This is a genomic window from Arsenophonus nasoniae, from assembly GCF_004768525.1.
Classification (GTDB): Bacteria; Pseudomonadota; Gammaproteobacteria; order Enterobacterales; family Enterobacteriaceae; genus Arsenophonus; species Arsenophonus nasoniae.
Window position 1 is genome coordinate 26965 of record NZ_CP038616.1, and the last position, 26076, is coordinate 53040.

Here is a 26076-nt window from a genome sequence, read left to right on the forward strand (position 1 = left end):
TAACTGGCACTAAACACAATAAATCGATCCCCATCTCCTTTTTGCAATAAGGGATGGCTTTTGCTACTCACTTTAAAAGCGATTCAATTTCCTAACCATCAAGATAACATAATTACTTATTATTTTTCATTTTCCACCTCGCTTAGCTGCCAGTGAATTTTTTAACTTATAAATCTCACGCTTACCTTTTTCCCTTTGTTGCTCTTTCTTTTCCTGTTCCGCCGTCAGATTACGGTTATTAAAAATCACCATATCCACTTTTGAATCGTAACGAACACTGTAATCAGGTAAGTCATTCGCTTTAGCCAGTTGCTTAATGTTATGTCTGAACATTTTCAACAATGCAGTGCTTCCTGTTTTTAAATGCAATTTTTCAAGGGATATCGTAAACTCCCCCTGATTACCACAATGCTTACGAGCAATTTCATAAAGTCGCCTGTCTATTGCTTTTCTGATACGGAAGTAATCGTGACTGATTTTTAGCATTTTCTTTTTATGTAAAGCCTGGTAGAGCCAGTCAGGTAGCGTTACCTCTACCATCCCGATATCCAACTTGCCTTTTTTTTCTTCTAAAAAAAACCATTTATCAATCAGTCCAAAGTTTTCTGTTTTCCTAGAATCATCAGAGTATATGATATTTGTTTCGATTCTAGTACCTGCAAGACGAGCTAATGCCTTTCTTAAATCATCGTATGCTCTACCACTTTTATCTCTGTTGGTCGTGACAAAAAAATCATATGGTGTAAAACAAACTGTTCTGCTTATTTCTTCATGATTATTCATCGCTTCCTGTAACTTTGATATACTATAAATCCATATATCTTTATCAAAAATTGTTGCTAGTCCAATTACAGATGGAGGACTAACCATCAAAGTTACATTGCCATTTTTATATTCTCTAACCTTGGTATCTCCTCCTTTCATGGCAAAAAATGGATGTTCCATGCTAGCAATTTCATCTCTAAAACTTGAAATTTCCACTTCATCAGCAATAAAAAATTCCAGTTCATGTTTACGGGGTCGTAATGTTTTCAAGTTACTTACTCTCTGATTACTTGTATGATCTGCCATAGCTTCAATCCTATCTATCCTAGGGTTGTTAGTCAGAGACGGTTAGATGCTAGTAACATCTAGCCGTTTCGCTATTCGGCTTTTAAAAACCAAAACAAGAAAAAACACCGCTCCAAGATGTGGATAACGTAAAAATCATTCGGCTTTTAAAAACTTTTGAATCGGCTTTTAAAAACCAACAAGTAGTAAAATTTATTGTATTTCATATACTTACACAAAAAAATCCTTTAACTTGTTTAACTTATACATAACTAATCTTTTAATCAGGTTTTACCCTCTTGAGTCTGTGGATAACTTTTTTTTCTAACAAAACCCTAAACCCAAAAATAGGTGACTACTGAGTGACCGTATTTCTCTTTTGCAATTGTGATATTCCGCTTCCTCGTCTGTTCACTCGCTACGCTCGGTCACAGACTGGCGGCGAGCGGCGGGATTTTAATAAAAAAGATTTTTTTGAGTTAATTAACACTGAAACATTGCACTACCCAGTTACTACCGCTAGCATCTCTAGAATTGACTTATCCATTAATTCAGGCACAACATGAACAAAACAGAAGTCATTAATCAAATCGCTGAAAAAACCAACTTAACAAAAAAAGATTCAGAGAAAGCACTGAACACTTTCATTGAAACCGTGACAGAAACGCTAAAGGCAGGAGATGAAGTACAACTCGTTGGCTTTGGCAACTTTCAAGTTAAGCAACGCGCAGCCAGAGATGGACGTAATCCTAAAACGGGCGAGACACTTAAAATTGCTGCTGCAAACGTACCGAGTTTTAAAGCGGGTAAGACTTTGAAAGAAGCCGTCAAATAACTGACCGAAATTGATGTACGAATTAAAACACCTGTACGGAACATAATTTACCTATTTTTGTACAGGTGTTTTGGATGATGTCCGAAACCGAACGTTTTTGTACTTCCAGTAATACACTATAGCGTATCCAGAAAAGAGACTGAGCCTTTGATATACCCGTCCAAAGAATAACGCACTGCGTCCCAACAGTGATTGTGAGCATCAACAATGACAGGCAGAACATCACCCGTATTACGGTCAATTTTGTACGAATATAGCCGCGCTTCTTCAATTGTGTGTTTGCAACGCGGGTGAATAATGATTTTTTTGAAGCCTCGTAGGTGCGCGATGCCGTCTTCTACGCTACCATTCCATTTAGATGCCGGAGCAATATTAAAGCCCTGTCGTTTTAAGTAGCTGATAGTCTCTGGTCTGCTGTTGTCTGCTTTAATTGGCCAACGTCTTGTTTCCGGTATCGCTTGATAGAATTGAGGTAGTGCGTCCAATTCCACGCCAACCTTGTAGGCTTCGTATTCAACGTACAGACAGTCACCAAGGATGAAACTACGTATCAGGGTGCTAGGGTCATTCGAAAATCCAAAATCGGCTCCAAACAACAATCGGTCTGCTTTTTTCCAGAGATCATCATCAAACTCAACAACATCATATTTGCCGTTCAATACTTGCTTATTGGAATTTTCCAAATAAGCCCCTTCCCAAATCCACGCATAGGTATTGGCATCAAGCCGGATCCGGTCGTTTTTCCGGTCTTCCTCCAAAACATTAGGAAACCACGGATTGTCATTGTAGTTAAGATCAACCGAAATACAGTTACTTGGTTTTTTCTGTCTGAAGCGAACATCGGTTGCGCTCCCTTTTCGCTCAGGATTCCACGTCACCCAAATTTCAGAGCCTTCTTCTCGCACCGTAGGGATTAATTTTTGCCATGCGTACTCTGGTACGTTTTCAGCCTCATCTATCCAGCAGAACAAAATTGATGATTTTGATTTTAGGCTATCCAAGTTATGCCTTAATCCACAAAATACAAAAGAAACCCGCTTGTCTTTGGTACGAATATATCTTTCACCAATATCAAAAAAAGGATTAAGCCAACTGACGCTTTGTATTGCCTGTTTCACTTCCTGCATACTCGAGTCTTCAAGTGAGTTCATGAATTCACGGGCACAAAGTATCACGCCTTTTTTGCCCACCCTTGCTGCATTAAAAGCATTAACCGCCAACATCAACGCAAAGGTACGGGTTTTTCCACTTCCTCGCCCACCGTAAGCGCAACGATAACGAGCACAACGGTTAAAAACCTTAACGAGTTTTGGAGGAATTTTAACGGTTGCTATTTTCATCATGTTTAAATTTTCCACCGATAACTTGAATGACAGAAGGGAAAATATCTTGTGATTCATCAAGTCCCGATGCTTGTTTGATTTCTAGCAATAGCGTGTTAGGGACGGGTATACCTTCTATCTCAATAAGTTGACCAGCTTGAAGCGGAGTAATTTCCCCTGAATTCTTTCGTTCTAGAATTGTTTGCAAATAACATATTTTTTCTTCTTCCTGAGACATAATCACACTACTTAATCCAATCTTCTCAAAAACGGCAATATCATTGTGGGTAGGGTGTATTTCCTTGATACTTTCGCTTTCACCGTCAGGGGTCTTATTGATAGTTTTCATTTTTCTGACATCAAGGTTTTTTACCGCCGTTTTTATTATCTTTTCTCTAATCATCGATAGAGCTTCACCAAAAGCCCTATCAAAATCATAATACTCACGCCTCCAATTTCTGATAGTTTTCTCATCGATAGCAAGACGTTTTGCGATCATTCGATTAGAAACTTTGCCATTCGCTAGCGCTACATCACGGACAAAATCAATGTAGTTTTTCTTAAAAACTATTCTCGCTGGCATGACTTACCTTCAATTAATTTAACATTTGTGCAACAAACCAGAGAATCCGCATTTTGGGTGCGGACAGATTTTGCGGAAACCGTAGAGAAAAATTTTAATCGGGTGTTTAAGTTAAGTGAGTTATCCACTGCGGAAATAGGATTAAAAAAAATGCGGAAATAGACGTTTTTGGCTATTCTGTGATTTATCCTGCTGAATCCCTTTGATAGCAAAAAAGTAAGGATTTAACCCCATTTACCTTAATGGTTAAAAAATAAACGCAAATGTTAAAAATTTAACTCGAAAATTGACCCTGAAAATCGCCCATAAATATTTGACGTCGTCTCAATGTTTTTGTGACCCAACATTTTAGAAATAACGTGAATATCATTGTGTTTTTTGATAAGACGTACCGCAGCAAAATGCCGTAAGTTGTGAAATTTCCCAATCCGGTATTTTTCCAGTAATTCCTTAACGATTCCTGTCGTACTGTAATTTAATGACAACCTTTTCCCTGATTGACTGGTGATTAAAGGCTCATTTAAACTAAGTTTGGTTTTATCCAATAAATCCAATAATGCTTTTGGTATAGGCAACAATCGTTGAACGTCCGCTTTTAAACCTTCAATAACACCGTTTCGTGTGACATGTTTTGAGATATTCAAATACTCCCCTTGAATATCGCTATAGTCCAATGCCAGTATTTCACTTATCCGAAGCCCAATCACCGACGCCAAGATGAAGGCTATCTTTTCTCTGACGGGCGCAACTTCGATCATCCTATCCACATTCTCAAAAGCAGGAATGAAAATAGGCTTTTCGACTTTCTTTTTCAGTTTTGGAATTGGACTCACGCCAATATTCCGCATTTCTTTTAACAGCAAATAGGCAGAATGCAGATATTTAAGGCTATTCTCAGGTAAGCCATTAAATTCACGCGGGCGAATATGCAACGCCAATTTTGACTGCAACGTTTCGTCAATCGAAAATAACGCATGTTTAATCGTATCGAGCGAACTTTTCCGCAAATGCCCCGTTTCACATTGTGAGACTTTTTTGCCTATATAGAATTGAATCAGTTTGCGAAGATGCCAGTCTCGGCATCGCTCTTTTTCTTTTGCCGTCATCGACAAAAAACCGCTCGGATTCACTTAGAAAAAGAAAACGGCACGCCGCATCCAGCGTTTTAAAACTTTTGTGAAATCGCCCTGCTGTATTTTCGTAATGCACACGAAAACCCTCGCTACCGTGGCGAGTTTTGAGTAATTTGATTGAGCTCATTTTAGTGATTTGATGTGGAAAAAATCTTTAATCTGAATTAAGGACAGTAAATAAATTCGTTACCTATTTTGTCTTCGAATAAGCCAGCAATTCAGTTACTTGTAAACCAAATTTTGTTATCTCCCTTATAAAAAGGAGTAATACTTTTCTCTTTAAAAGTTAAAACGGTATTCATCGTACTTTTCCTTATAGAAAATCGAACCTGCTCACACATAAAAAGCAGCATTTTAAACGGCGATTATCAGGCTCGACTTTCCTGTAAGGTTCTGTGTTTGATTAATACGAGGGATGTTTATTTAAATAATATATTTGAATGTAGGTAACCGCTGATATTTAAATTTTGTTCGACTTTTATTTCATTAGGAATATTCGCTAATCTCATAACGTCTTCTATACTAACTCCAGTATAATGAATATTATTATTTTCGATTCGGTAGCCTGCAAATATGACACCACTCAAACTAATAGAATAAACAATTCTAGCATTTACTTGATATTCATCATTTTTTAACTCAACAATCGCTTTTTCTTTTGGTTTCAGTGTGAAGTCTGCAGTAGAGCGATGTAATGTTAAGTCAGACTTGCCTATAACACTATTTACTGAATGAGATACAGTCTCACCAATCTTAAAAGTGGGAGCAAATTTAAACCCCGATATTTCCAGAGACAAGCCAATATCAAGATCGAGGTGATCTGCTTTATTTTTATCCCATGATGATTGTACTGTAATAGTATTACTCCCTGATATAGCTGCTGTAAATCTAACATTTCTATCACTATTATCATTACTAAATTCTTGCACGCTTATTATATTCGTTGATGGTTTACTAAAGTCTTCTTGTACCACGTCATCAATTGATATTTTTTTACTACATGTTTACTCTTAGTTTTAGCGTATAAATCTTCATGGCCTTCAGGAGAGTAAACGATACTTTCCGGGAGCCTACCATAATTAATTTTGGGTATCTTTTCGCTGATAATCTTTGCAATACTTTCTCTCTGTGAAGCTGATATCCAATCTTTAAATATTTCACTCTCTGTTATTTTAGATTGATATTCTCCTCCTTTAGAAAGAATTACTACATTTCCTGACTGATTTTCCGTAATTAAACATTTCATTTTATTCACCTCTTGCACCATGATTATTAAAATTCGTAAGTATCAATTACCGATTCATTGACACTGTGTTTTGATGTACTGCTGTAAATATTCCGTCTGCTTTTCGTTTTCAATTATCATTTCTCTGCTCTTCAATTCTCCTTATTGCCTGTTTGTCAAAATTACACTGCTCAATCACTGTCAGTAACTGCTCATTAAGTATCAGGCTATCACGCCATGTCATATTATCTGTGATTGCTGGCGGCAAGCAGTCAGCGAGTAGATGAGAGGGTATTGGAATGTGAGGAGCCTGAACGTATTCGGTTCGTGTGCTGCTGCAACTCGACAACAGCCCCATTAGGGATAATGCGATTGGCGCAATCCCGATTGGCGACATGCGTTTTAATTGCTGCTTGTGTTGCCTCAGAGTCAACTGCTTTACGCTGACGGGTCTCACTATTAATTCGTGCAATATCATTGATTACCCTCATTGACTGAAAAGCATTAGTAGTAATGGCTATCTGGTTATTGAGTTCAACGGTGAGTTTTTATTCAATGACCTGACTTCGTTTAAGGACGTCAACAACCAAGATGCCCATAAGATTAATCCTGCAATAATCACTACGACAAATGCGTAAGGTCGCCATAACATATTACGCTCTCTATTTCTCGACGGGTCATTAATCCTTTCCAGACTTCGCCTTTCACATAAACCCATCGCTTCATTTCATCACAAGCGCCCTTTCGGTCATCAGCGTTGAGCTTTTTGAGTAATGTCGATTTGGCAAAATTTCCCACGCCCACGTTGTAAGCAAATGAGTAAAGGGCTGCCTGAGTCAGTGTATTGATATTGACCTTAACCAGCGGGTCAACATAGCGTTTAACCGCCCTTAAATCGTCATCAAGCCACTTATCGCAGTCTTTTTGCGTGTACGTCCGATTACGCTCAATATCGTTACCTGTATGTCCATAGCAAACAGAAAGAATACCACCACCATCGAAATAGGGCTTAAGCCTCAATCCCTCAAAATGCGTTATCATGCTTGATGCCAGCAATAACGCACTACCGCCCGTTGCCATCAATATTTTTTCGGTATCTTCATAGTGATGTTCCTTGAGTTCAAATTCCTTTTGCGGTAATACCAATTAACAAAAATGTCCCTATCGTGCAGACAATACCCACTACAGCTACCCACTCTTCGAGCGTGAGAATGCCAATAGCGGTTGTCGCCCCAGCCCATAGATACGACAAGGGGCTGGAATATTTTTCCATCATGTGAGTTCTTCCGGTGAGGTTTTGAGGTAGTGAGGCGTGAATTTTGTTTGAAAACGCCTGTCTTTTCACCTCGTCAGGCTCGGTGGTATCCTTATCACTCTTCAACTTATAAGGAATTTTTTATGTCTAAAAAATATGAAAAAACTGTATTTTATCCATACGACGCTCGTGCTTTGGTGAGATTTTGAAGTTGGAGGAAACTTATAAAATCCGTCTTGAAACAATGAGTGATAATTCTTGTAACTTCCTCGATACGGTTAAGAAGGAAAAATAGAGGTCATGCCTTCGACGATCGCCTCGGCGGTCGTTTTTGCTGCTTCGATGACATCCGCTTTTCACACCGTTCTTTGACCAAATGCGTCACCACCTCAAAATAGCTGGCTCCACTTTTTCCAAGCAGTACTTGGCAATTTCCTTGTCTATTTTCCTGTCACCGATAGTGACCAGTTTTTAGTTGAATTATCCTTGTTTTCCATCTTAACCTCTTGCTTGTTATTGAATTTTACGGCGGTAGCTTGACCAGTTGAAATTAACTACGGTAGGTTTGCCCATCCTTAAGCGATCGACGATTCGCTCCCCCAATACCTCGGTTAATTGTTGTTGCGGTAAATTGGTCAAAATTCCGGTTGGTTTTTTGCTTGATGTTCTACGATCGACGATTTGAAAAATGACTAGTTCTTCATTGAGATTGTTTCTCTGAACGCCAACATCATCAAATACGAGCAAATCAACACCACACAAGTCATCAATTAACTGTGATTCGGTATATTGAGATCCGCTTTCGTAGGTTTTTCTCAATCTCATCATCAGGTCAGGAAAAGTAACAATCAAAATACTCAGTCCGTTTTGAATTAACCGATTCCCAATTGCTGCTGCCAGATGATTTTTACCTGTGCCGGAATGACCGCTAAAAACAAAACCCCCAAAGTATTTTCCAAAATTGTCAGCATAGTTTTTTGCGTTGAATTTCGCTTGTCTTTGCTCCGTCGTTAAAGCCTCAAAGTTGTCAAAAGTACAATGCTGATGAAGTTCAGAAATACCGGAATTACCCATGATATTGTTCAGCCTTCTGACTCGGTTTTCTTCGAAGATTCGGTTTGAATCCAATTTAGCCTGTTCACGATGCCACGCGAACAACTCATCAACGGTATTGAATTTCGGTTTAATGTGCTTTGGCATCAGTTTAAAAAATCGGGTTAATACTGCATTTGCTGTATTCAAAATTCCTCCTACGTGAGTAAATTATCAAAACTTGGTGTATCGCTCTGTAAGCAACGATAAAATTTTAGCTTTACGAATTACGTTTTTTTCGAGAAAACGGCTCAGAATTGATTACAGCGCGTTTTAGATGGGGTCTGAGCGATAACTTGAGATTGAATTTTCAATTTCAGCTAAAAATCCAAATGCCAATGTTTTTTCTGCCCATCAAAAATCATCAGTGATGAAAACATCCATTTTGGGGATGTCTTTAAATCGATATCGGGATTTCTGCGTTTGGGTCTCTTTGGGTTCAAAAAGTCCTTGCCAGCCATTGGCAATACTGGTGTTGATGATGTCTTCTGGCGAATACCCCCTATCACGACACTTCGTCAGCAGTTTGATAGTCTGGTCAACCGTCATTAGGGATTTGATAGGTTTGTTAATTTCCTTGCGGTACTGTAACCAAGAATGCCAGGTTGATCTTGATAACCAGTTTGGAAGTTCTAGCGAATTTGGGTCAAAAACCTTCGATTTTTTCGTAAGGGAGATTATAGAGGGATCTATTGTAGTAATCTTTGTAGTAATCTCTTGATCTAACGAACTCGATAATGTCGATTCCCCGAACTCGACAATGTCTACTTCGGGAGCTCCACTTTCTCCATCTCGCGAAAATCCCTTTTGAATTGGCGAAATTATCCAGAATCTCGTTTAATTTTTCTTCGTCAATCCGGTAATAAGTTTTGTGTTCAAGACGCTTTTCAGTCACGATTAACACACCGATTGAAACTAATTTTTTTATTGCTGTTCGTTGTTCGTCATGTGTCAATCCGGTTTCTTCTTCGAGATCAGCTCGAGTTTTGTAAACCCTAATTCAGAATTCGCTTTGTCCTGCCAGTAAAATATTTGGGAAAAAGAATTGCTGAGGTTAATCCGCCAAGCGGTTTGGCTAAATTTGGATAATATGCATGAGGATTACCTATCAGTCGTAATGTAGCGGCACTTTTCACTCAATCACTCCAATTATTAAAATTGTGCAAACAAGTTCATAAAAAATATGAAATAACGTGTGATTTCCCTGATGTGGTTGAAAAAATGACAAAGAAAGGCTTTAATTCAAAAAGAGCGCGTCAATATGCGCTTTCTGTTCGATGATTTTTTGTTTTTGCTGTTTTTTGCGGTGATCCATAAACAGATTGGCGTAAACTACTATCTGTCGTTGAAAATCCCGTAACTGCTGACGTGGATTTTCGTGTCGCCAAAAGGCTTTTTTGAGTTTTTGGTTAAATTCACGTTCAGCGTCTTTTTTGGCAAGAAAATCAAATTTCCTGATTTCTCGCCTAACTTTTGCATTACTCTTACTTTCTTTGAAAATAATTTCTTGGGGCATTTTTCCTCCTGAGCGCTATATTTTGATGTTTCTGAATTTCAGACGATAACAACCCTCGTAAACACGAAGATTTTAAATACGATTTCCACAGACATATTGAATGTAGATAACGGCGTTATTGAATAAAAACACCAAAACAGAACACACAAAACGGTATTCTGTTCTCCGCGACTCGCAGAGAAAACCCCAAATTGTGAAAGAGCAAAAGCCGTACAAAAACAGCTAAAATTGATTTCTAAATTGTAAACCGAAATTTCACCATGTCAATAATTCGATCTATTTCAATAACTTACGTGAAATTTGAGCTTAAAATAAAGTGATCAAAATCAATAACTTACGTGATAAAAAATTCACTTTTTTTAAATTTCAAATTTGCAATCGGAAATCGCTATTTTGGAATTCTGCTATACTTAAATTGAATTGCTGATATTAAACTCCTAGAATCTCTTCTAGCTCTGAACGCCGGGTATTGGATATCTGGCGTTTTTTTTGCTATCAAATAGAACATCTCAATATTTTCTCTGTAATATCTCTCATTTATCTCACCTAACCGGAATAAACTCATTTTATCTCTTAAAGTTACCAATTAATAACTTATATTGAGACTTATTTGAGAATAAGTGGCATTTTAAAACCTTAAATGATTATGTTATTCTCATATTTTAAATTTAATTATCTCTTATTTTTCTCAAAGGTGACTCATGAAAATATATATCGATGATGGCTCGACAAATATCAAATTAACATGGAGTGAGGAAGGAATTCAGAAGTACTTCATTAGCCCAAATAGCTTTAAGCGTGATTGGTCAGTTTCTTTTGGTGACAGCCACAGTTCAAATTATACCATCAATGGCGAGATGTACTCTTTCGATGCGATAAGTCCTATTGCCGTCACAACAACCAATGTGGGTTATCAATATAGCGATGTGAATGTGATTGCAGTGCATCACGCCTTACTCCAGTCAAAATTATCCCCTCAAGATGTGGAAATCGTCGTCTCTTTGCCGATTGCTGAATATTTCGATACCAAAAATCAACCGAATTCAGCGAACATACAGAGGAAAAAGATAATTTTAAAAAATCGGTTGAAGTTAAAGACGGAAGAACCTTTAACATCAAAACGTTGAAGTCATGCCGGAATCCATCCTGCTGGTTTTCCATAGCAAAAGCGCTTGATGACCTCGACTCGCTTTTGATTGTGGATTTAGGGGACAACGCTGGATATAGCGCAAGTGATGGGAAAATGAGTGGTGTGTCGAAGATATACGGAAACTCTCATCTAGGTGTCTCAATGATGACGCAATCTGTCAAAGAAGCGCTTAGTTTGGCAAAAACCAACGGCAGCAACTACTTGGCGGATGATATTATCATCAACAGTCACGATATGAATTACTTAAAACGCCGTATCAACGATGCAAGCCAAATAAATCAGGTTCTTGCTTCACTCAAGGAATCAAAACATCGACTGATTAATCGTGTACTGGACGCCGTTAATACATTCAGTGGGTATACCCATGTGATGGTGATAGGTGGAGGTGCAGAAATTATTGCTGATGCAATTAAATCCCACTGTGTAACGAGGGAAGACAGATTTTTTAAAAGCGAAAACCCTCAGTTTGATTTGGTCAATGGCATGTTTTCTATAGGGTGATACAGAAATGGACACACGTAGAAAAATTCAATTTTATATCAATCCTGATAGACACGGTGCTGACAAGTACACAGCCGAAGTATTGGAGAATATGCCTCAAGGTGAAAGAGGGAAATTCATGCGCGCGGCGTTTTTATCCGGTGTAGCGCTTTTCAAACAAGAGCCTAGATTAATTTATATGCTGAGTGAACTTTTGACAGATAAAACCACACTCGAAGAAATCACGAAAGTGATGGAAACCGTGTTAAAAAACAAAATGTCTGATTTTAATGATGAGTATGTTGAATTGGACGTATTGAATTCAGTCGAAGATTTGAGAGCATTTGAAACGCGCAATAATGCCAAAAATCTATTTGGAAAATCAGGATAACTGGTTGAAATTTTGTATTGAAGTCTTATGATGGGTTTGCCATGAGTCAATTTTGATGATTAAAATTAAAACTGTTTTACTTCGACAAATTAGCCAACTTTTGCGGTTGGCTTTTTTCTTTCTGAAATCCAAAAACTAGAAAACTCTTAAAACGCATCATGAGCAACGATAATTTTTTGGACGTGCGAATTTACGTTTTTTTTCGAGAAAACGGCTCAGAATGGATTACAGGAGCTTTTAGAGGGTATTCTGACTCTTCTTTCTGTCTTCCTTTAGCACTTCGATGAAGACTTGCTCGAATTCGTCATTTTTGGGGAGGTCCTGTTTGAGGATATACTTGTTGACGAAGAATTCTGGTTCAATACCGAGTCGTCTTGATGCTTCAAATCCGCGTTTGACCCAATCTAGGGGCAAAATGTGTTCGTGTGCTAATTCCTCAGCCCAATGCCAGTCAAACTGTTTAATTTCGTCTTCACGTAGAATGCGAATTGACTTTGCGTCATAGGTCATGAATTACTTAACTGCCTCTTTGAGTCTTTGACCTGCTTTAAAACTCGGTACGTTTGCAGCAGCAATTTTAAGTGTCTCGCCCGTTTTTGGATTGCGTCCATCTCTGGCTGCGCGTTGTTTAACTTGAAAACAGCCAAAGCCAACGAGTTGTACTTCATCTCCCGCCTTTAGCGCTTCTGTCACGGTTTCTATGAATGCGTTCAGTGCTTTCTCTGAGTCTTTTTTGGTTAAGTCAGCTTTTTCAGCAATTTGATTGATGAGTTCGGTTTTGTTCATGGTGTGCCTGATTTTCAATTTAACGTTAGATAGTGTATTTAATATTTATAAAACTAATTATGGTCATTTTCTTTCACTATCAAATAACCTCGCCAATTATTATTGTCAGAAGTATTCATTGCTCGAAAAAGATCAAGGCTATTCACCCAAACCCAATTATATTTGGTATTGGAAACATCCATAATCAGGAATGAATCGCTATTTTTATCCCAGGCTACTAAAGGGGAGAAATGTCCTCCACCGGATTGTCCAAGAGAAGTCCGTAAATAATTTATGATAACATAACTATCAAAGTCATTTATTGAGCTAATAATTTCCTTCTTCATTTTAGTAATGTTATTTAAGGAAGTAACATGGATTTTTTTTACCTGTAAATCTAAAGTTGTTAGAAGCATTTTTTCGTCATTTAGATTTAATCCATAATCTTGTAAACCATTTTCAATCATGGGCTTACCGAAAATGTTTATTTTCGCTTTAGGACTAAAATTTACCACACTTTCTTGGGTATAACGGTTCCAAAATGGAGTCCAATTCTTGTTTTTAGGAAAATAAATTTGCTCATCCAAGGAAATTCTTGTCGAATCAGGTTTAATCTGATTAGCTTTTTCTTTGTTTTTAACACGTAAAGCGTTAACTACTATAGTTGCTGAAGCAATTCCACAATAGACCTTATTTTCTTGTCCTTCGAATTGTTGAATTAAACTAAAAAAATCATTTTTATATTTTGTTCTCTCAAGTCTATGAATACCTTCAGGAGTGTTCAAATCAATTGTTTTAGCAAATACAGCAGTATTCAGAAATAAACTACTTATAAGCAAAGTAGCTACTTGTTTTGTATAAAATTTATGATGAAACTGAGAATAAATTGCCATTTCAGGTTGTGCCTAATTTTTAAGATAAAGAGTCTAATATTCATCCCAATTATATCCAGCAGCTTCTGCGCTTCTCTTATCAAAAAACTGTCCTTTAATTTGCTTGAATCCGCCGAAGTTTGGAATTTCTTCTAGCTCTTTTTCCAAAGATGTAACTTGGGATTTTGCTAGTATTTTATTGTGAGATTGAAGAATAGCTTTTGTTGGCGTTGAATCTTCAATTTTTCCTTCTCTTATCGCCAATTCTCGCTTCTTCTCTTCGTGCCAATTTTGTTTGCAATATTTTGAGCATTCAACGGCTCTACGCAAATCTGGCATTGTTAGACGCAATGTAGGATCGTATTTCTTCAAATTCTTCTCGTACTGATAGAGAATCTCTGCATTTTTCTTCATCCATTCGCCCTCATCGTGAGAGCCAGATTTAACATGCGGACGCTTGGCTAGTCTTGGGCGAATTGGTTTTGTTTTGAATAGATCATCTTTTTCTAGAATATAAGTAATTTCAATGTCTGTTATTGATCTTCCGGTTTTGATAGTACGCCAATTTAATGAAATGTCTGTAAGTGACTGGATTTGTTCGAAAGCAGGTATTAGTGTGAATTTTTTTATATTATTGAATTCTTTTGATAGGTTTGGAAAAATCTTACGTATTTGCAAAATTGATAATTTCAGCATATGAACTTCTAACTTTTTAGATTTTTTTAATTCAATATTTTTAGCTTTTTTTATTTCACTTAACATTATTAGATATAATCTAAATGCTATTGGATTTGTTAAATTTTGGATTGACTCTATAGAACATATTGTAAAATTACCCTTTAATTCAAAAAGGTATGGTTCTATACTTTTAGTAAATCTTAAAACTATTTTGCTACAATCTTCCTGTCTTTCATAAAAACTTCCTCCGTCTATCCAGTTAGAAAAATTAATTGTTCTCATATTGTTTTTATCTACCCTAAAAAACTCTATTTGTTTTTTCGATAGACTAATTAATGCTTCTCTCATAGTGACCCAAACCTTTTGTTCGTTAGTACTGAACATTTTGATAAATTCTTTTGGGTACAATGTGATATTACCTGGATTTTCTGTTTTTGAGTCTACTTTAGATAAAGCTAATACAAGTAGACGCATTTCATTACGGTTAAGTTTATAGCTAGCATTAATCAAATCGTTACTTTGTACTAAGTTGTAACTTGGATCTCTATCTAGAGTTGCACTCATTTCTTAATCCTTTTGATGTAAAAATAATTATTCGTGACTGTTTTTATTTATCTTTCCTTTTAACTTTGTTAGTTAATTATTCCTTTATAAACATGACATTACATAAAATAAGCCGTAGCAAAAAGTCGTTATAGCCGTAGCAAAAAGTCGTTATAGCCGTAGCAAAAAGTCGTTATAGCCGTAGCGTTTTTCTGTGGATAAAATTGAAGTTTAGAAAATCATCAATTTAAATAAATTCTTATATATCAGTTATTTATTTTATTGCTGTTGATCTTCATCATTAAATAAACTATGCCATTTTATTATTACTTAATAATAGCCGTAGCAAAAAGTCGTTTAATTTTTTTTTAATAGTGACTCTTCTAACATATTAGTTGCTTCCATAACTGCATCAATTAATCTATATTTTTCATATCCTTGTGATTTTTTTATCATTCTTATTTTATCTATTCTTTCTTTTACTTCTCTTGGAATTCTTATAGATACATAATCATCATAGACGATTTTTTTGACATAACTTTCTCCTTTAATTGCAATAATAGTATCAATTAGACAAAATAACGCAACAAAAAATTGACTTTTTTTTTGTTGCGTTATTATAAATTCAATCTTTTCAGTTTTAATATATTCGCTCTATGTAAGTGCTGTAACACCTACACAGAGCTAACCCTAAACCTAGTATCAATAGGAGTAAGGCTAATGAAAAAGTCTACCTTCCGTGTGCGCGTAATTGAAGCGCAAAATCAAATTATCGAGTTATTCGCTCGTGAATCCCGCAATTTAACCCTTCGTCAGCGTGCCCGAATTCTGAATAGAGTCGGAGGTGCGGCATGAACTCCGAGATGATTAAATGCTTTTTGAGTAGTGGTGTTCCCTGTGGATTTTCGAGTGTTCGTGCTCCTTTTAACTTCCGGTTATCTTCCGCTTCCTCGCCTGTTCGCTCGCGTTGCTCGGTCACAGACTCCGGCGAGCGGTGGGCGTTTTAATTTTAAGGATTTTTTGGATTATTTTTTTATTGGTTCAGTTTTCTCAATTTGATTGCGAACACCGAACACCGTCGACGAGGAAGCGGAGGTTAGTTTGTTGCTAATGAATTGTCTGATGGTTCTAAAACAACAAGAAGAACTAAGAATAGAAACCGCAAAAAATCCTTAAAAATCAATGACCATATTTTCATGATTTGCGCTATCCAGGTTTAACATCAGAGCTATAGAAGCTCAAAATTAATTATAAATTCAATCTTTACTAGATCTATTTTTTATTATATATTGAACTTAATAAATCATTCGTTGATATGGCAAAGTCCAAAATTAAAGGTAAAAATGAGCCTTACTAGATATAAAGAAAACCCATTTATAGAAGGAATGGTTGTTCCTATAAAAGGGAAGAAGATTCAGTTATCGAAATTGGGTAAAGATAATAATGTATTGGTTAATCAATACACTGGTGAAATTTATGGTACTCATATTACAACCTTTAAGAAAGTTGACACAGAACAGTTTGTTAAGCTGTTTACTGCTAATATTGCGTTAACTTTTGGATTAAATTCTGCTGGAATCAAAGCATTTAATGTTCTTATATGGGCTGTTCAATTCAAAGCTATTGCAAAAGATCAAGTTGATTTAGACAGTATAGCTTTAGAAGATTTTTTAGAAGCTCATAAAGATAATAATCCCTCAATTAAATTAAGTTTAGCAACCTTTAAAAGAGGATTAAACGAGTTAGAAAACGCATTAATAATAGCAAAAACTTTGAGACCAGGTCGTTATTTTATAAATCCAAATTTTTGTTTCAATGGAGATCGTATCGCATTTACAACCTTGATAGAGAAAAAATAATTATTTAAACACTCTACGCCAGTGTTTACACCACCGACGTAGAGCTAATCCAAAACCTAATGTAACTAGGAGTGGACTATGCGAAATAGTACGCATATTGCACGCATAATGAAAGCGTGCGGCATATCAATCGAGCAGCTTTTGAGCTTTGCTCACACATCAAAATATCTCACCAATCGGCAACGTACCCGAATTCTGAATAGAGTTGGGGGTGCTGTATGAAACCAGAGATGATTAAACTTTCATTGAGCGCTAATGTTCCCTGTGGTTTTAGCAATAGCGAGGGAAAAATTCAGACTGATGCCAAAATGACAGATTTACTTTTTAAGTTAATCCGTACTCCTGAAATGAAAACATTGATAGAAAAAGTACAAACTGAAAGATCCCCGTTTTTCGTAATATGCCATTTGCCATCTGATTACAACAAAGCACCCAAAGTTTGGCAATTCCATTTTCTACCGCTTTTTGATGAACAAAAGGTTTACCTTGGCACTTTCTTTTACGCCCATGAGTTCCTGTTTTTGTCGCCGTTGGAGTATGTCGATGGCATGAGGCCTTATGCTGTGACTACTGAAAAACCAAATGACATATTAAGCCGTAGAGAGTGGCAAGTATTGTTTTTCACGATGCACCGCTTAAGTAGCAAGCAAATTGCTAGAAAGTTAGGGATTTTCCCCTCAACGGTTGAATTTTATTTGAAGGCTATCTACGGAAAAGTCAATGTTCATTCTGCTTGCCAGTTAAGAACATTTTGCAAATCGAAAGGTTTTGAGCGCTATATTCCGGTGAATTTGCTTCCTCGTTCATGCGTTAAGTCTGGTCAACATGTTGGGGGTGCCGCATGAACACCGAGATGAAATTATTCAGAAGATTGACCAAGCGTGAGAACGAGGTGCTGCATTGGGTAAGTGCGGGTAAAACGTATTGGGAAATCTCTGTAATATTGGGAATCAAGGAAGGCACGGTCAAATTCCACATGGGAAACGTGGTGCGGAAGCTGGATGTATGCAGCGCAAAACAAGCGATAAGAGCCAGTGTTGAATTGGAATTTAGCCAAAGCGTTGGAGGTGCAGCATGAAATATACCTACACCCTCAACGGATTTCGGCGAACCTATCAGGGGCGCCCTGATGTGCGTTTTACCTGTTGTCACTGTGGCAAACTTTCCTTAAATCTCGTGAGTTTTTTCTGGCGTGCAAGACTGGATAACCGCCCCTGTGTTTTTCCTGAAGAAGCGTGTATCGAGTTTGTTGAAAAAATTAACCGTAAACAATTCAAGCTGCTTTTTTACCATCCTTCGATGATGAAAGCGTGTTCGGGTGCTTGCTGCCACTGCTCTGATAACCAGCGAGAACAAGCATTACCCAAAGCCAGAGGCAGCATTTTGCGGAGATTGGAACAACAGGCGAGTAACCGCGTAGAGGGGGCGAAATAATGAAATACTTCAAAGCAACCATCATCACAACCGTTGACCACGAGAACGGCAAAACAACATCGCATATCTATCTTGCGTCTGAGACGAAAATTGCCGCCAAGAAATTGGCTTCTCAACATATCTTTGAAACAGATGGCGCAAATTGCTGTTTTTACAAGTCGCCGCGATTGGAAGAAATCAGCGTTGAGGAATACCTCGCTAATACGGAAAAGCAGACGGATATTACCGAAGAGCAGGAAATAGACCAGTTTTGCGCTTTGCTAACGATTTTTGGGATTCAGGAAGAATACGACGAGGGCGAAATGCGAGATGCGGATGATTTGTTGGCTAATCCGTCAGAGGAGCCTGAGCTTTTTGAGGAATATACCAAACTGCGTGACGAGGTAACCTCGGAAATAACAGCGAGTGACAAAGCAATCTCACTCAATGAAATCAAAAAACTGGCGATTAGCATCGAAGAAGGTGTACAAAAAGAGAGGTTATTCACACAATCAACAGAGTTATCCACTGAATCTGTAGTTATGCCTGTGGAAAACGTGGGAGAAGTTGAAAAAAGCGTGACAGATGTCGCACTTGATGAATTGGTTAATAATTGCACAGAAGAAAAGGAGTTGATTAACTCGGTCATCAACAATATTGACGACAACTCTATCTTCTCTGCCTTCCCACCCGTTAACGGAAAAATCATAAGCGGTGAAGGTATCGCGCTTGAGATGTTGAACGGTTGTGTTGATGCATTGAAGCCGACAGAGAGCTTGATTGTTCGCCATCTTGCAAACAGCACCTACCATGCGGCAAACGGTTATTCGAGTACGCAAATTCGATTAGTTCAGAAAAGTGGATTAGGGGCGCTGGACTGGTACAAAAAAGCACCCATTCAAGGAGAAAAAACAAGAGCGTTGTTGATTGGGGATGCGGTACACACGGCTATCCTTGAGCCGGAACTTTTTCCGTTGAGATATGTTTCTGCGCCTGAACTGGATTTGCGTACCAAAGATGGCAAAAAAATATTATCGGATTTTGAGAAAAAAAACCTAACTTTGGCAAGGCTTGTTTTGAAAAAAGAAGAATTTGAGGCAATCCAGTTAATGCGTGATTCTGCACTAGCTTACCCATTGGTTGCCGAACTGCTTGAAAACGGTGAGCCAGAACTCTCAATTTTCTATCGCACGGAAAAGGGGACGCTGCTTAAAATCCGGCCTGACTGGTTAGGGCTGTATTCCGGCGTGCCGTTCATCCTCGATGTGAAAACCACTGATGATGTTCATGACTTTGGCAAATCCGTTGACAAGTTTGGCTATCATCTGCAAGCAGCGTTCATGGTTAGGAAATTGAATCGCTTTTAAAGTGAGTAGCAAAAGCCATCCCTTATTGCAAAAAGGAGATGGGGATCGATTTATTGTGTTTAGTGCCAGTTAACATTTCCTCAGAGAGTGTAATTTCTAACCTGATTTCCTTATTTTAGACACATTGATCCTGCGTTTAGCTGCGTAACCATCGCTTTTTCTCCAGGTTATGCAGTCTTTCTGACAACAATTCCGTTGCTTTTTTACCCATTTGCGCCCCGGTGAAAAGCAGCCTGTCGCCACACAGAATACATTTGTACGGATCGGTACGCAGAAATCCTTTCATCAGCACAGAAAAACCTGGGTTCTCCGGTTTTTTACGTGCCGTCATCTCAAGTGCCTTATACACTTTCGGCAATAGTTTTCCTCGTTTACGATTCGACAAAAAACCAGAGTAACGCACCATTTTAAAATGCCTGGCCGGAATATGGCTTATATAGCGTCTAATCATCTCTTCCTGCGGCAGAGTCTGCTGCCGATGCTGGCCAGTTCGGTGGTCATGGTAGTGATGAACAACGGCACCCCCTCGGTAATGCCGCAGTTTTGACGCAGATACCGGTGGGCGTTTAAGGTAGCGACCGAGGTACTTAACACTATGCCATGCCCCTTTCGTTTTTTTAGCAAAGTGCACTTTCCAATAACGTCCGTACTGCGCCCTCAAGTAACGCCGCCAATGTTTTTTGTCACGGATATGGCCAAGACCGGGAAGAAGGCCAGGGTTAATTAAATCATAACTGTGACGCAGTAGTCGGATAACAGCCCCTCGCCAGATTTCTTCGACATCCTTTTTTTTGAAAAACAGCTTTCGCCATACACTATGTTTACTATCCAAACCCCCTCGAGTGACGGAAACATGAACATGCGGATGTTGATTGAGTTGCCGGCCATAAGTATGCAAGGCACAGAAAATACCAATTTCGATACCCTGTTTGCGAGCCAACTGCAGCATAGCTCGAGTGGCTGCCCGAAACAGAGCATTAAGTAGCGGCCAGTTATTGTTAAAAAAAGGCCAAAGGAGATGTGGCATGGTGAAAGTAATGTGTTGCCAGTCGCAGTCGGGTAAAATATGAACCTGCTGTGCTAACCACTGCTCGGTGGCTTTAAAGCCACATGAACTGCAGGCTTTTGACTTACAGCTTTGGCAGAAAAAACGGCTGTGAGAACAATCAGACGAAGCGCAACAATAGCGCCGGACACCCATGGCACAAGTGCCGCAGGCAAGCATGCGCTCCACAGATAAACTCGTCCACGAACTAACGCTATCGCCGTATTTTTCGAGGAATTTATTCCAACCGTCATCAATGGTGAAAAGTAGTTTAGCAGGACGAGGGATATACATCTGACTCAATTACCTTATGGGCATCTTGCCAAAGAAACAGAAATTGCCAGATTCGTCAGCCCAGTTATCGGTGTGTTTATCCCAGGGTTCAAAGGAAACAGGGATTATTCCTAGCTCCGTATAGGTGATGAATTCATCGGCAGGCAGACTTTCAGTTATTCCCCCCTCAGTGTAGTCGTATCCAGCGTCATCGGCTTGGTCTTGGCGTTGTTTAAAACCCCTGATAATCGTGACTAGCGGCGGGTAATACTGCGTGTCGAGAAAAAATTGGGGGCCGAGTCGGAGGCAGTGGCGTATGGCTTCTTTTAGGGTGTCATAAAAAAATTCAGGCGGTCTGTCATCATCATTTTCGGGTGGGAGAGAGAGCATAAAACGTTTCGGATAAACAGGCGCTGTGGCACGTGAAGTGACGGGCAGCCTGCCTGATTTAACCGGTTTACGCTTTCTGGGAGATTTATTGCGAGCCATCGAGATGAATCCCTGAAAAAAATTAACCTACTGCAGAGTATAAAACAGTACTTAACTCATTAACATCCCCGAAGCAGCACCGCTGCGCCGCTCACGCGTAGCGTGCTACGTTCAAAACTCCTGATAATCGTGACTAGCGGCGGGTAATACTGCGTGTCGAGAAAAAATTGGGGGCCGAGTCGGACGCAGTGGCGTATGGCTTCTTTTAGGGTGTCATAAAAAAATTCAGGCGGTCTGTCATCATCATTTTCGGGTGGGAGAGAGATCATAAAACGTTTCAGATAAACAGGCGCTGTGGCACGTGAAGTGACGGGCAGCCTGCCTGATTTAACCGGTTTACGCTTTCTGGGAGATTTATTGCGAGCCATCGAGATGAATCCCTGAAAAAAATTAACCTACTGCAGAGTATAAAACAGTACTCAACTCATTAACATCCCCGAAGCAGCACCGCTGCGCCGCTCACGCGTAGCGTGCTACGTTCTACCGGATTATCGCCCAGAAGGTATTTAATCTTGATATTGATTTTCTGTTCTGTGCAATTGGCAAAAGGCCGGAGTGTGGACGCTATCCCGTGCAACTGGGTATGTTGGACGAAGAAGATAGCGAAGAAGGCGAGATTCAGGTTAATGGCGTGATTAATGCATTGGAAAAAGGCGGAGAAACGCAAGCCTTTGCGATGATATCCCGTCCTTTCTGGGCAAAACAGGCGGATAGAAAACGCAGAGAAGCGTTGATGTTGGAAGGAGGTGTGGCATGAATACCGAACTGGAAACCATGACCAACGTTTATACCAATCTGCAATCGGTCATTATGCAGCAAGGAATAGCCGCCTTGTTACCTGCTCAGGTTACGCCTGAGCAGTTCACCCGAACCGCAGCGACTGCACTGATAGAAAATACGGAGTTGCAAAACGCGGATAAGCAATCACTAGTACTGGCTTTAACTCGCTGCGCCAAAGATGGACTGATGCCAGACGGACGAGAAGCGGCCTTGATTGTTCGCAAACAAAAAGCCGTCTATATGCCGATGGTGGACGGCGTTATCAAACGCGCCCGTCAATCCGGTCAGGTAGCTAATATCATTGCAAAAGTGGTTTATGCGCAAGACGAGTTTGAATATGTGATTGATGAGAACGGCGAACACTTAACGCATCGTCCGTCGTTTGTTGACGGTGATGAGATAGTGAAAGTCTATGCCTTCGCAAAACTTAATAGTGGTGAACTCGTTGTCGAAGTGATGAGTCGCGCTGACGTGGAAAAAATACGGAATACCGTGAAAAGCGCAAAAGACCTTTCAAGTCCGTGGGTGAAGTGGTTTGACAGAATGGCGCTTAAAACTGTCATTCATCGCCTCGCTAGACGGCTTCCTTGCGCCTCTGAGCTATTTTCGATGTTTGAGGTATACGAAGATGCCAATTCAACGGAAAAACCGCTCAGAATGGCTCCTGCTTCGTTTAAACGGCTATCCCTGAGGGATGTCATCCGTGAACGTAACGAAAAATTACGCCAAAAAGCAGAAGCAGTGATAGATGTGCCCACAGAGGCACAACGAGTAACCCATCCAAAACTGGAAGCAGCATTAATCGCCCTCGATGATGCCACCGCCGAAAAAAACCTTGCTGAAATCGTTGAGCATTGTACCCTATTGTCCGCCGAGTTGTCTGAGGACGAAAAGATACAACTCAGAGAGAAAATTAAAGCTAGCAAAAAGCGGTTAATTCCAGCCAAAAAAGATAGCGATGTTTGGATGGCAAGACTGGCCAACGGAACAGGCGACGCTTGGCGATTTCCAGACGGTGAAATAGTCCACGGGTTTTTTGAGGCTGAGAAAAAAGCCAAAGAAACAGGTGAGGTGCTCGAAGAACGTAAAAAATACCGATTTAGCCCGAGTCATTAAGTGTAGTGAAAAAATGATTAACAAAAACAACAAATTTATTGAATTGCTTGTTAAGTATTTTTCTATTGGAGTGATAAACACTTTAATCCATTGGTTTGTTTTTGTTTTTCTGATTCACTTTTTGAATTTTCAGCAGGCATCCAGTAATTTATTTGCTTTCAGTGTTGCTGTCACGTTTTCTTTCTTAGCTAATGCAAGATTTACTTTCCGAAAAAAAGCGACGAGGAAAAGATATATTTCTTTTGTCATATTTATGGGAATGATAAGTTATTTTATCGGTTTTATTGCTGACAGATTTAATTGTGAACCAATTTTTACATTAGTTATTTTTTCGGCTATTAGTTTTGTTTTAGGGTTTTTATATTCAAAATTTGTTGTATTCAAGGACATTGAATAATGAAAATTTCATTAATTGTTCCGGTATTGAATGAAGAGGAAGCTGTACCTATTTTTTATAAAGCGGTGCGGGATTTCAACGAATTAAAACAGCATGAAGTTGAGATAGTTTTCATCAACGATGGAAGCAAGGACGCAACAGAATCAATTATCAACGCGCTTGCTGTTTCCGATCCGCTCGTCATACCATTGTCATTTACCCGTAATTTTGGAAAAGAACCTGCACTTTTTGCCGGAATTGAACACGCTACAGGTGATGCGGTAATCCCTATCGATGTGGACTTACAAGACCCCATAGAAATTATCCCATTGTTAATAGAAAAATGGCAAAACGGCGCTGATGTAGTGCTTGCAAAAAGAATAGATCGCTCTACTGATAGCTTGTTAAAACGCAAAACTGCCGAATGGTTTTATAAATTACACAACAAAATAAGTCAGCCAAAAATTGAAGAAAATGTGGGGGATTTTCGTTTGATGTCTCGTGCTACCGTCGAAAATATAAAACTTTTACCCGAAAGTAATTTATTCATGAAAGGTTTGCTTTCTTGGGTTGGTGGCAATGTAGATATAGTAGAATATACCCGTTCTGAACGTGTTGCTGGAAAATCAAAATTTAATGGCTGGAAATTGTGGAATCTTGCACTTGAAGGTATAACCAGCTTCTCTACCTTCCCACTCCGTATGTGGACATATATAGGTTTATCTGTCGCAACGGTATCATTTATCTACGGGAGTTGGATGATTATAGATAAACTGTTTTTTGGTAATCCTGTTGCGGGTTATCCTTCCCTTCTCGTTTCTATTCTGTTTATTGGCGGTATTCAGCTAATTGGTATCGGTGTTCTTGGCGAGTATATCGGAAGAATTTACATTGAAACTAAAAAAAGACCACGTTATTTGATAGACAAAAATAAAGGATAACTAATTGATGACATTTGATAGAAATGCTTTACCAAAAATTGATTTTTTTAAGAAAGATTTGTATTTATATTTTATATATCTTTTATTTTTTTATTAGTATTATCGCCAACTTATATATTTTCTTATGCTCTTTCTGATGATTGGATTTTGATACAAGCTATATATAATAATTTGACTACTTCTATTATTGATTGGGATGTTAAGTCAGGTAGACCATTGTATGGTTTATTTAAAGTAATAATCACAACATCTTTGAATAACTTAGGCGATCTTAGATATACAAGATTTGTATCAGTGCTGGCAATATGGATTTTATGCTGTCTTTTTTACAAAATGATAAGTAATAGGAAAATTTTAGAAAATAAATACCAAAAAATATTATTTCCTTTTATACTTTGCTTGCTTCCTTCATTTCAAGTGTACGCATCTTGGGCTATCTGCTCACCGTATGTGCTTTCTATCTTATTGTCTTTGTTAAGTTATTGCTGCTTAATTGATTCAAATGGGAATACAAATATTTGTAAATTTTTTATTTCACTTATATTGTTATGTATATCATTTTCAATATATCAACCAGCTGCAATGTGTTTTTTGTTTTTTGTTTTTTTGATAACTGTGTAAGGGAAAAAGATTTTAATTTAAAAAATCTAATTACTTGTGCGATTGTTATATCAATAAGTATGTTATTCTCTTTTTTTATATCTAAATTAGTTCCTCAATTTTTATATGATGATTTAATAAATAGAGCAAACTTAACAAGTGAATTTTTAAAAAAAACACTTTGGTTTTTTCATCAGCCGTTAATGAATTCTATTGCCAACTATAATATAAATCCTAGTTTTTTTTATAAAATTATATCAATAATAATTGTTATTATTGGATTGTATTCTATTTATAATAAAAAACATGGAGGTAAAAAACTACTTTTAACATTATTGTTAGCCGTTTCTTCTTATGTGCCAAATTTAGTTGTTGAAGAAAGTTGGGCTGCTTATCGCTCATTAGTATCTCTAGAATTGATTATGACATCGGTTTTTATTATAGGAATATTTTATATTTCAGATAAATTTAAAATAAATCATGTTACATATCCAACAATTATTATTTTAGTCATGTTTTTTTCTTTCAAAAATATATTAAAAGGATTTGTTATTCCACAAATTTTGGAGTTTAGATTGCTTTATAATGAAATCGCTAAAAATGTCCCACAAGATTTTTCTGGAAATTTACTTTTTAATGTTAAAAACAGTGAAAATAAAACTTTTTCAGACATAAGTGACAATACGTTAATTGGTTATGATGAGTTTGGGCAAACATCTATGATAATTCCATTTGCTACTCCAGGAATGGCAGAAGAAATTAAATCAGAAAGAAAAATGTCTTATAAATATGCAGGAAGTATTACTAATACTGAAAATATTAAATGTGATGAAAACTGCATTATTATAGACGTAACAAAAATAATTGAACAAAATAAGAGTCTTAAATAAAAATCCATATTTTGAAATATGTAGGGATCCTTTTCCA

The 26076-nt window shown here is 38.0% G+C and carries 37 protein-coding genes and 1 pseudogene; 17 read left to right on the forward strand and 21 right to left on the reverse strand.

The features are described 5' to 3' along the window. Positions 1-126 precede the first annotated feature (126 nt). A complete protein-coding gene (locus tag ArsFIN_RS21585; RefSeq protein ID WP_135678635.1) occupies positions 127-1071 on the reverse strand; it encodes a replication initiator protein A in 945 nt (314 codons plus the stop codon). Positions 1072-1612: 541 nt separating this feature from the next. On the opposite strand from ArsFIN_RS21585, the gene ArsFIN_RS21590 reads away from it, so the two are divergent. Then, positions 1613-1885 (forward strand): HU family DNA-binding protein, encoded by a 273-nt coding sequence (locus tag ArsFIN_RS21590; RefSeq protein WP_135678493.1) that lies wholly within the window; start codon positions 1613-1615, stop codon positions 1883-1885. A 116-nt stretch (positions 1886-2001) separates the two neighbouring features. On the opposite strand, the gene ArsFIN_RS21595 is transcribed toward ArsFIN_RS21590, so the two are convergent. From ArsFIN_RS21595 to ArsFIN_RS21645, 12 genes are all read right to left on the reverse strand, one after another. Beyond that, positions 2002-3228 carry a PBSX family phage terminase large subunit gene (locus ArsFIN_RS21595; protein ID WP_407062050.1) on the reverse strand — a complete coding sequence of 409 codons (1227 nt, stop codon included), beginning with the start codon at positions 3226-3228 and terminating at the stop codon, positions 2002-2004. Next, positions 3206-3790, reverse strand: coding sequence for a helix-turn-helix domain-containing protein (locus tag ArsFIN_RS21600; RefSeq protein ID WP_026824114.1), 585 nt, complete (start codon positions 3788-3790; stop codon positions 3206-3208). The genes ArsFIN_RS21595 and ArsFIN_RS21600 overlap by 23 nt, the downstream gene beginning before the upstream one ends. A 266-nt stretch (positions 3791-4056) precedes the next feature. Continuing rightward, positions 4057-4896: a tyrosine-type recombinase/integrase gene (locus ArsFIN_RS21605; protein WP_135678637.1), complete on the reverse strand. Its 840-nt coding sequence runs from the start codon at positions 4894-4896 to the stop codon at positions 4057-4059. A 446-nt stretch (positions 4897-5342) separates the two neighbouring features. Beyond that, complete coding sequence (locus tag ArsFIN_RS21610) at positions 5343-5852, reverse strand: hypothetical protein (RefSeq protein ID WP_135678639.1); 510 nt, start codon at positions 5850-5852, stop codon at positions 5343-5345. Positions 5853-5857: 5 nt separating this feature from the next. Continuing rightward, positions 5858-6169 (reverse strand): hypothetical protein, encoded by a 312-nt coding sequence (locus tag ArsFIN_RS21615; RefSeq protein WP_135678641.1) that lies wholly within the window; start codon positions 6167-6169, stop codon positions 5858-5860. A gap of 54 nt (positions 6170-6223) precedes the next feature. After that, complete coding sequence (locus ArsFIN_RS28970) at positions 6224-6289, reverse strand: hypothetical protein (protein ID WP_407062051.1); 66 nt, start codon at positions 6287-6289, stop codon at positions 6224-6226. Next, a complete protein-coding gene (lysC, locus tag ArsFIN_RS21620) occupies positions 6279-6626 on the reverse strand; it encodes an Rz1-like lysis system protein LysC (RefSeq protein WP_246067539.1) in 348 nt (115 codons plus the stop codon). The genes ArsFIN_RS28970 and lysC overlap by 11 nt, the downstream gene beginning before the upstream one ends. A gap of 143 nt (positions 6627-6769) precedes the next feature. Then, positions 6770-7228: a lysozyme gene (locus ArsFIN_RS21625; protein WP_135678643.1), complete on the reverse strand. Its 459-nt coding sequence runs from the start codon at positions 7226-7228 to the stop codon at positions 6770-6772. A gap of 40 nt (positions 7229-7268) precedes the next feature. Continuing rightward, entirely contained in the window at positions 7269-7529 is a 261-nt protein-coding gene (locus ArsFIN_RS27845; protein ID WP_246067540.1) for an HP1 family phage holin, read from the reverse strand. A 387-nt stretch (positions 7530-7916) separates the two neighbouring features. Further along, positions 7917-8645, reverse strand: coding sequence for an ATP-binding protein (locus ArsFIN_RS21635; RefSeq protein WP_246067522.1), 729 nt, complete (start codon positions 8643-8645; stop codon positions 7917-7919). Between the two features lie 204 nt (positions 8646-8849). Next, complete coding sequence (locus ArsFIN_RS21640; protein ID WP_135678645.1) at positions 8850-9044, reverse strand: hypothetical protein; 195 nt, start codon at positions 9042-9044, stop codon at positions 8850-8852. A gap of 688 nt (positions 9045-9732) precedes the next feature. Further along, positions 9733-10011, reverse strand: a complete 279-nt coding sequence (locus ArsFIN_RS21645; protein ID WP_135678602.1) for a hypothetical protein — start codon at positions 10009-10011, stop codon at positions 9733-9735. Positions 10012-10712: 701 nt separating this feature from the next. On the opposite strand from ArsFIN_RS21645, the gene parM reads away from it, so the two are divergent. The 3 genes from parM (at position 10713) to ArsFIN_RS21655 (ending at position 12032) form a co-directional block, all read left to right on the forward strand. Further along, positions 10713-11138: a plasmid segregation protein ParM domain-containing protein gene (gene parM, locus ArsFIN_RS28635; protein ID WP_338023361.1), complete on the forward strand. Its 426-nt coding sequence runs from the start codon at positions 10713-10715 to the stop codon at positions 11136-11138. A gap of 71 nt (positions 11139-11209) precedes the next feature. Further along, positions 11210-11662, forward strand: a complete 453-nt coding sequence (locus tag ArsFIN_RS28640) for a hypothetical protein (RefSeq protein WP_338023362.1) — start codon at positions 11210-11212, stop codon at positions 11660-11662. Between the two features lie 7 nt (positions 11663-11669). Next, positions 11670-12032 carry a plasmid partitioning/stability family protein gene (locus tag ArsFIN_RS21655; RefSeq protein ID WP_135678598.1) on the forward strand — a complete coding sequence of 121 codons (363 nt, stop codon included), beginning with the start codon at positions 11670-11672 and terminating at the stop codon, positions 12030-12032. A 237-nt stretch (positions 12033-12269) separates the two neighbouring features. Here ArsFIN_RS21655 and ArsFIN_RS21660 read toward each other — a convergent pair whose 3' ends face one another. Genes ArsFIN_RS21660 through ArsFIN_RS21675 form a run of 4 tightly spaced genes read right to left on the reverse strand, consistent with a single transcriptional unit; the run spans position 12270 to position 14911 of the window. Next, on the reverse strand, positions 12270-12542 hold the full coding sequence (locus ArsFIN_RS21660) for a hypothetical protein (protein ID WP_135678513.1): 273 nt from the start codon (positions 12540-12542) through the stop codon (positions 12270-12272). 3 nt (positions 12543-12545) lie between these two features. Then, complete coding sequence (locus tag ArsFIN_RS21665; protein ID WP_276324692.1) at positions 12546-12830, reverse strand: HU family DNA-binding protein; 285 nt, start codon at positions 12828-12830, stop codon at positions 12546-12548. A 41-nt stretch (positions 12831-12871) separates the two neighbouring features. Then, complete coding sequence (locus ArsFIN_RS21670) at positions 12872-13690, reverse strand: phytochelatin synthase family protein (RefSeq protein ID WP_051297195.1); 819 nt, start codon at positions 13688-13690, stop codon at positions 12872-12874. A gap of 33 nt (positions 13691-13723) precedes the next feature. After that, a complete protein-coding gene (locus ArsFIN_RS21675) occupies positions 13724-14911 on the reverse strand; it encodes a replication initiation protein (protein ID WP_135678595.1) in 1188 nt (395 codons plus the stop codon). Positions 14912-15610: 699 nt separating this feature from the next. On the opposite strand from ArsFIN_RS21675, the gene ArsFIN_RS28410 reads away from it, so the two are divergent. From ArsFIN_RS28410 to ArsFIN_RS21700, 7 genes and pseudogenes are all read left to right on the forward strand, one after another. After that, positions 15611-15745 carry a hypothetical protein gene (locus ArsFIN_RS28410; RefSeq protein ID WP_276489431.1) on the forward strand — a complete coding sequence of 45 codons (135 nt, stop codon included), beginning with the start codon at positions 15611-15613 and terminating at the stop codon, positions 15743-15745. Between the two features lie 488 nt (positions 15746-16233). After that, positions 16234-16749: a hypothetical protein gene (locus tag ArsFIN_RS21680; protein ID WP_026824164.1), complete on the forward strand. Its 516-nt coding sequence runs from the start codon at positions 16234-16236 to the stop codon at positions 16747-16749. Positions 16750-16827: 78 nt separating this feature from the next. Further along, the gene (locus ArsFIN_RS26695; RefSeq protein WP_167876749.1) at positions 16828-16971 is read left to right on the forward strand and encodes a hypothetical protein; all 144 of its coding nucleotides are present in this window, start codon (positions 16828-16830) and stop codon (positions 16969-16971) included. Beyond that, entirely contained in the window at positions 16968-17594 is a 627-nt protein-coding gene (locus ArsFIN_RS21685; RefSeq protein ID WP_135678592.1) for a helix-turn-helix transcriptional regulator, read from the forward strand. Before ArsFIN_RS26695 ends, ArsFIN_RS21685 begins: the two co-directional genes overlap by 4 nt. 35 nt (positions 17595-17629) lie before the next feature. Beyond that, a pseudogene (locus tag ArsFIN_RS21690) lies at positions 17630-17827 on the forward strand (helix-turn-helix domain-containing protein); the annotation flags it as partial. Beyond that, positions 17824-18183, forward strand: a complete 360-nt coding sequence (locus ArsFIN_RS21695) for a hypothetical protein (protein WP_135678646.1) — start codon at positions 17824-17826, stop codon at positions 18181-18183. The pseudogene ArsFIN_RS21690 and the gene ArsFIN_RS21695, both read left to right, overlap by 4 nt. Continuing rightward, entirely contained in the window at positions 18183-19529 is a 1347-nt protein-coding gene (locus tag ArsFIN_RS21700; RefSeq protein WP_135678648.1) for a PD-(D/E)XK nuclease-like domain-containing protein, read from the forward strand. Before ArsFIN_RS21695 ends, ArsFIN_RS21700 begins: the two co-directional genes overlap by 1 nt. A 136-nt stretch (positions 19530-19665) precedes the next feature. Here the strand turns inward: ArsFIN_RS21700 and ArsFIN_RS21705 are convergent, their stop codons facing one another. The 4 genes from ArsFIN_RS21705 to ArsFIN_RS26700 are packed head-to-tail and all read right to left on the reverse strand — an operon-like array spanning position 19666 to position 21913. Then, a complete protein-coding gene (locus ArsFIN_RS21705; protein ID WP_135678014.1) occupies positions 19666-20868 on the reverse strand; it encodes an IS91 family transposase in 1203 nt (400 codons plus the stop codon). Between the two features lie 9 nt (positions 20869-20877). Next, complete coding sequence (locus ArsFIN_RS21710) at positions 20878-21336, reverse strand: hypothetical protein (protein WP_135678353.1); 459 nt, start codon at positions 21334-21336, stop codon at positions 20878-20880. Positions 21337-21395: 59 nt separating this feature from the next. Then, positions 21396-21704, reverse strand: a complete 309-nt coding sequence (locus ArsFIN_RS21715) for a hypothetical protein (protein ID WP_135678581.1) — start codon at positions 21702-21704, stop codon at positions 21396-21398. Positions 21705-21763: 59 nt separating this feature from the next. Further along, entirely contained in the window at positions 21764-21913 is a 150-nt protein-coding gene (locus tag ArsFIN_RS26700) for a hypothetical protein (protein ID WP_167876747.1), read from the reverse strand. Between ArsFIN_RS26700 and ArsFIN_RS21720 the strand changes: the two genes are divergently transcribed. The 6 genes from ArsFIN_RS21720 to ArsFIN_RS21745 all read left to right on the forward strand — a co-directional run bounded on the left by ArsFIN_RS21720 (position 21908) and on the right by ArsFIN_RS21745 (position 26039). After that, positions 21908-22093 (forward strand): hypothetical protein, encoded by a 186-nt coding sequence (locus ArsFIN_RS21720; protein WP_135678579.1) that lies wholly within the window; start codon positions 21908-21910, stop codon positions 22091-22093. The genes ArsFIN_RS26700 and ArsFIN_RS21720 overlap by 6 nt on opposite strands. Further along, positions 22090-23232 (forward strand): recombinase RecT, encoded by a 1143-nt coding sequence (locus ArsFIN_RS21725; RefSeq protein WP_135678577.1) that lies wholly within the window; start codon positions 22090-22092, stop codon positions 23230-23232. Before ArsFIN_RS21720 ends, ArsFIN_RS21725 begins: the two co-directional genes overlap by 4 nt. A 13-nt stretch (positions 23233-23245) precedes the next feature. Then, positions 23246-23629, forward strand: coding sequence for a GtrA family protein (locus tag ArsFIN_RS21730; RefSeq protein ID WP_135678575.1), 384 nt, complete (start codon positions 23246-23248; stop codon positions 23627-23629). After that, positions 23629-24549, forward strand: coding sequence for a glycosyltransferase family 2 protein (locus tag ArsFIN_RS21735; RefSeq protein WP_135678574.1), 921 nt, complete (start codon positions 23629-23631; stop codon positions 24547-24549). The genes ArsFIN_RS21730 and ArsFIN_RS21735 overlap by 1 nt, the downstream gene beginning before the upstream one ends. A 216-nt stretch (positions 24550-24765) precedes the next feature. Next, positions 24766-25170 (forward strand): glucosyltransferase domain-containing protein, encoded by a 405-nt coding sequence (locus ArsFIN_RS28975; RefSeq protein ID WP_407062052.1) that lies wholly within the window; start codon positions 24766-24768, stop codon positions 25168-25170. After that, the gene (locus ArsFIN_RS21745; protein WP_135678650.1) at positions 25134-26039 is read left to right on the forward strand and encodes a glucosyltransferase domain-containing protein; all 906 of its coding nucleotides are present in this window, start codon (positions 25134-25136) and stop codon (positions 26037-26039) included. Before ArsFIN_RS28975 ends, ArsFIN_RS21745 begins: the two co-directional genes overlap by 37 nt. The last annotated feature ends 37 nt before the right edge of the window (positions 26040-26076 follow it).

Bases quoted from the DNA above. Each gene is read 5' to 3' on its own strand.
- ArsFIN_RS21585 (WP_135678635.1), bottom strand. From the start codon at position 1,071: ATGGCAGATCATACAAGTAATCAGAGAGTAAGTAACTTGAAAACATTA.
- ArsFIN_RS21590 (WP_135678493.1), top strand. From the start codon at position 1,613: ATGAACAAAACAGAAGTCATTAATCAAATCGCTGAAAAAACCAACTTA.
- ArsFIN_RS21595 (WP_407062050.1), bottom strand. From the start codon at position 3,228: ATGATGAAAATAGCAACCGTTAAAATTCCTCCAAAACTCGTTAAGGTT.
- ArsFIN_RS21600 (WP_026824114.1), bottom strand. From the start codon at position 3,790: ATGCCAGCGAGAATAGTTTTTAAGAAAAACTACATTGATTTTGTCCGT.
- ArsFIN_RS21605 (WP_135678637.1), bottom strand. From the start codon at position 4,896: ATGACGGCAAAAGAAAAAGAGCGATGCCGAGACTGGCATCTTCGCAAA.
- ArsFIN_RS21615 (WP_135678641.1), bottom strand. From the start codon at position 6,169: ATGAAATGTTTAATTACGGAAAATCAGTCAGGAAATGTAGTAATTCTT.
- lysC (WP_246067539.1), bottom strand. From the start codon at position 6,626: ATGATATTGCACGAATTAATAGTGAGACCCGTCAGCGTAAAGCAGTTG.
- ArsFIN_RS21625 (WP_135678643.1), bottom strand. From the start codon at position 7,228: ATGGCAACGGGCGGTAGTGCGTTATTGCTGGCATCAAGCATGATAACG.
- ArsFIN_RS21640 (WP_135678645.1), bottom strand. From the start codon at position 9,044: ATGACGGTTGACCAGACTATCAAACTGCTGACGAAGTGTCGTGATAGG.
- ArsFIN_RS21645 (WP_135678602.1), bottom strand. From the start codon at position 10,011: ATGCCCCAAGAAATTATTTTCAAAGAAAGTAAGAGTAATGCAAAAGTT.
- parM (WP_338023361.1), top strand. From the start codon at position 10,713: ATGAAAATATATATCGATGATGGCTCGACAAATATCAAATTAACATGG.
- ArsFIN_RS21655 (WP_135678598.1), top strand. From the start codon at position 11,670: ATGGACACACGTAGAAAAATTCAATTTTATATCAATCCTGATAGACAC.
- ArsFIN_RS21660 (WP_135678513.1), bottom strand. From the start codon at position 12,542: ATGACCTATGACGCAAAGTCAATTCGCATTCTACGTGAAGACGAAATT.
- ArsFIN_RS21670 (WP_051297195.1), bottom strand. From the start codon at position 13,690: ATGGCAATTTATTCTCAGTTTCATCATAAATTTTATACAAAACAAGTA.
- ArsFIN_RS21675 (WP_135678595.1), bottom strand. From the start codon at position 14,911: ATGAGTGCAACTCTAGATAGAGATCCAAGTTACAACTTAGTACAAAGT.
- ArsFIN_RS28410 (WP_276489431.1), top strand. From the start codon at position 15,611: ATGAAAAAGTCTACCTTCCGTGTGCGCGTAATTGAAGCGCAAAATCAA.
- ArsFIN_RS21680 (WP_026824164.1), top strand. From the start codon at position 16,234: ATGAGCCTTACTAGATATAAAGAAAACCCATTTATAGAAGGAATGGTT.
- ArsFIN_RS26695 (WP_167876749.1), top strand. From the start codon at position 16,828: ATGCGAAATAGTACGCATATTGCACGCATAATGAAAGCGTGCGGCATA.
- ArsFIN_RS21685 (WP_135678592.1), top strand. From the start codon at position 16,968: ATGAAACCAGAGATGATTAAACTTTCATTGAGCGCTAATGTTCCCTGT.
- ArsFIN_RS21695 (WP_135678646.1), top strand. From the start codon at position 17,824: ATGAAATATACCTACACCCTCAACGGATTTCGGCGAACCTATCAGGGG.
- ArsFIN_RS21700 (WP_135678648.1), top strand. From the start codon at position 18,183: ATGAAATACTTCAAAGCAACCATCATCACAACCGTTGACCACGAGAAC.
- ArsFIN_RS21705 (WP_135678014.1), bottom strand. From the start codon at position 20,868: ATGTATATCCCTCGTCCTGCTAAACTACTTTTCACCATTGATGACGGT.
- ArsFIN_RS21710 (WP_135678353.1), bottom strand. From the start codon at position 21,336: ATGGCTCGCAATAAATCTCCCAGAAAGCGTAAACCGGTTAAATCAGGC.
- ArsFIN_RS21715 (WP_135678581.1), bottom strand. From the start codon at position 21,704: ATGGCTCGCAATAAATCTCCCAGAAAGCGTAAACCGGTTAAATCAGGC.
- ArsFIN_RS21725 (WP_135678577.1), top strand. From the start codon at position 22,090: ATGAATACCGAACTGGAAACCATGACCAACGTTTATACCAATCTGCAA.
- ArsFIN_RS21730 (WP_135678575.1), top strand. From the start codon at position 23,246: ATGATTAACAAAAACAACAAATTTATTGAATTGCTTGTTAAGTATTTT.
- ArsFIN_RS21735 (WP_135678574.1), top strand. From the start codon at position 23,629: ATGAAAATTTCATTAATTGTTCCGGTATTGAATGAAGAGGAAGCTGTA.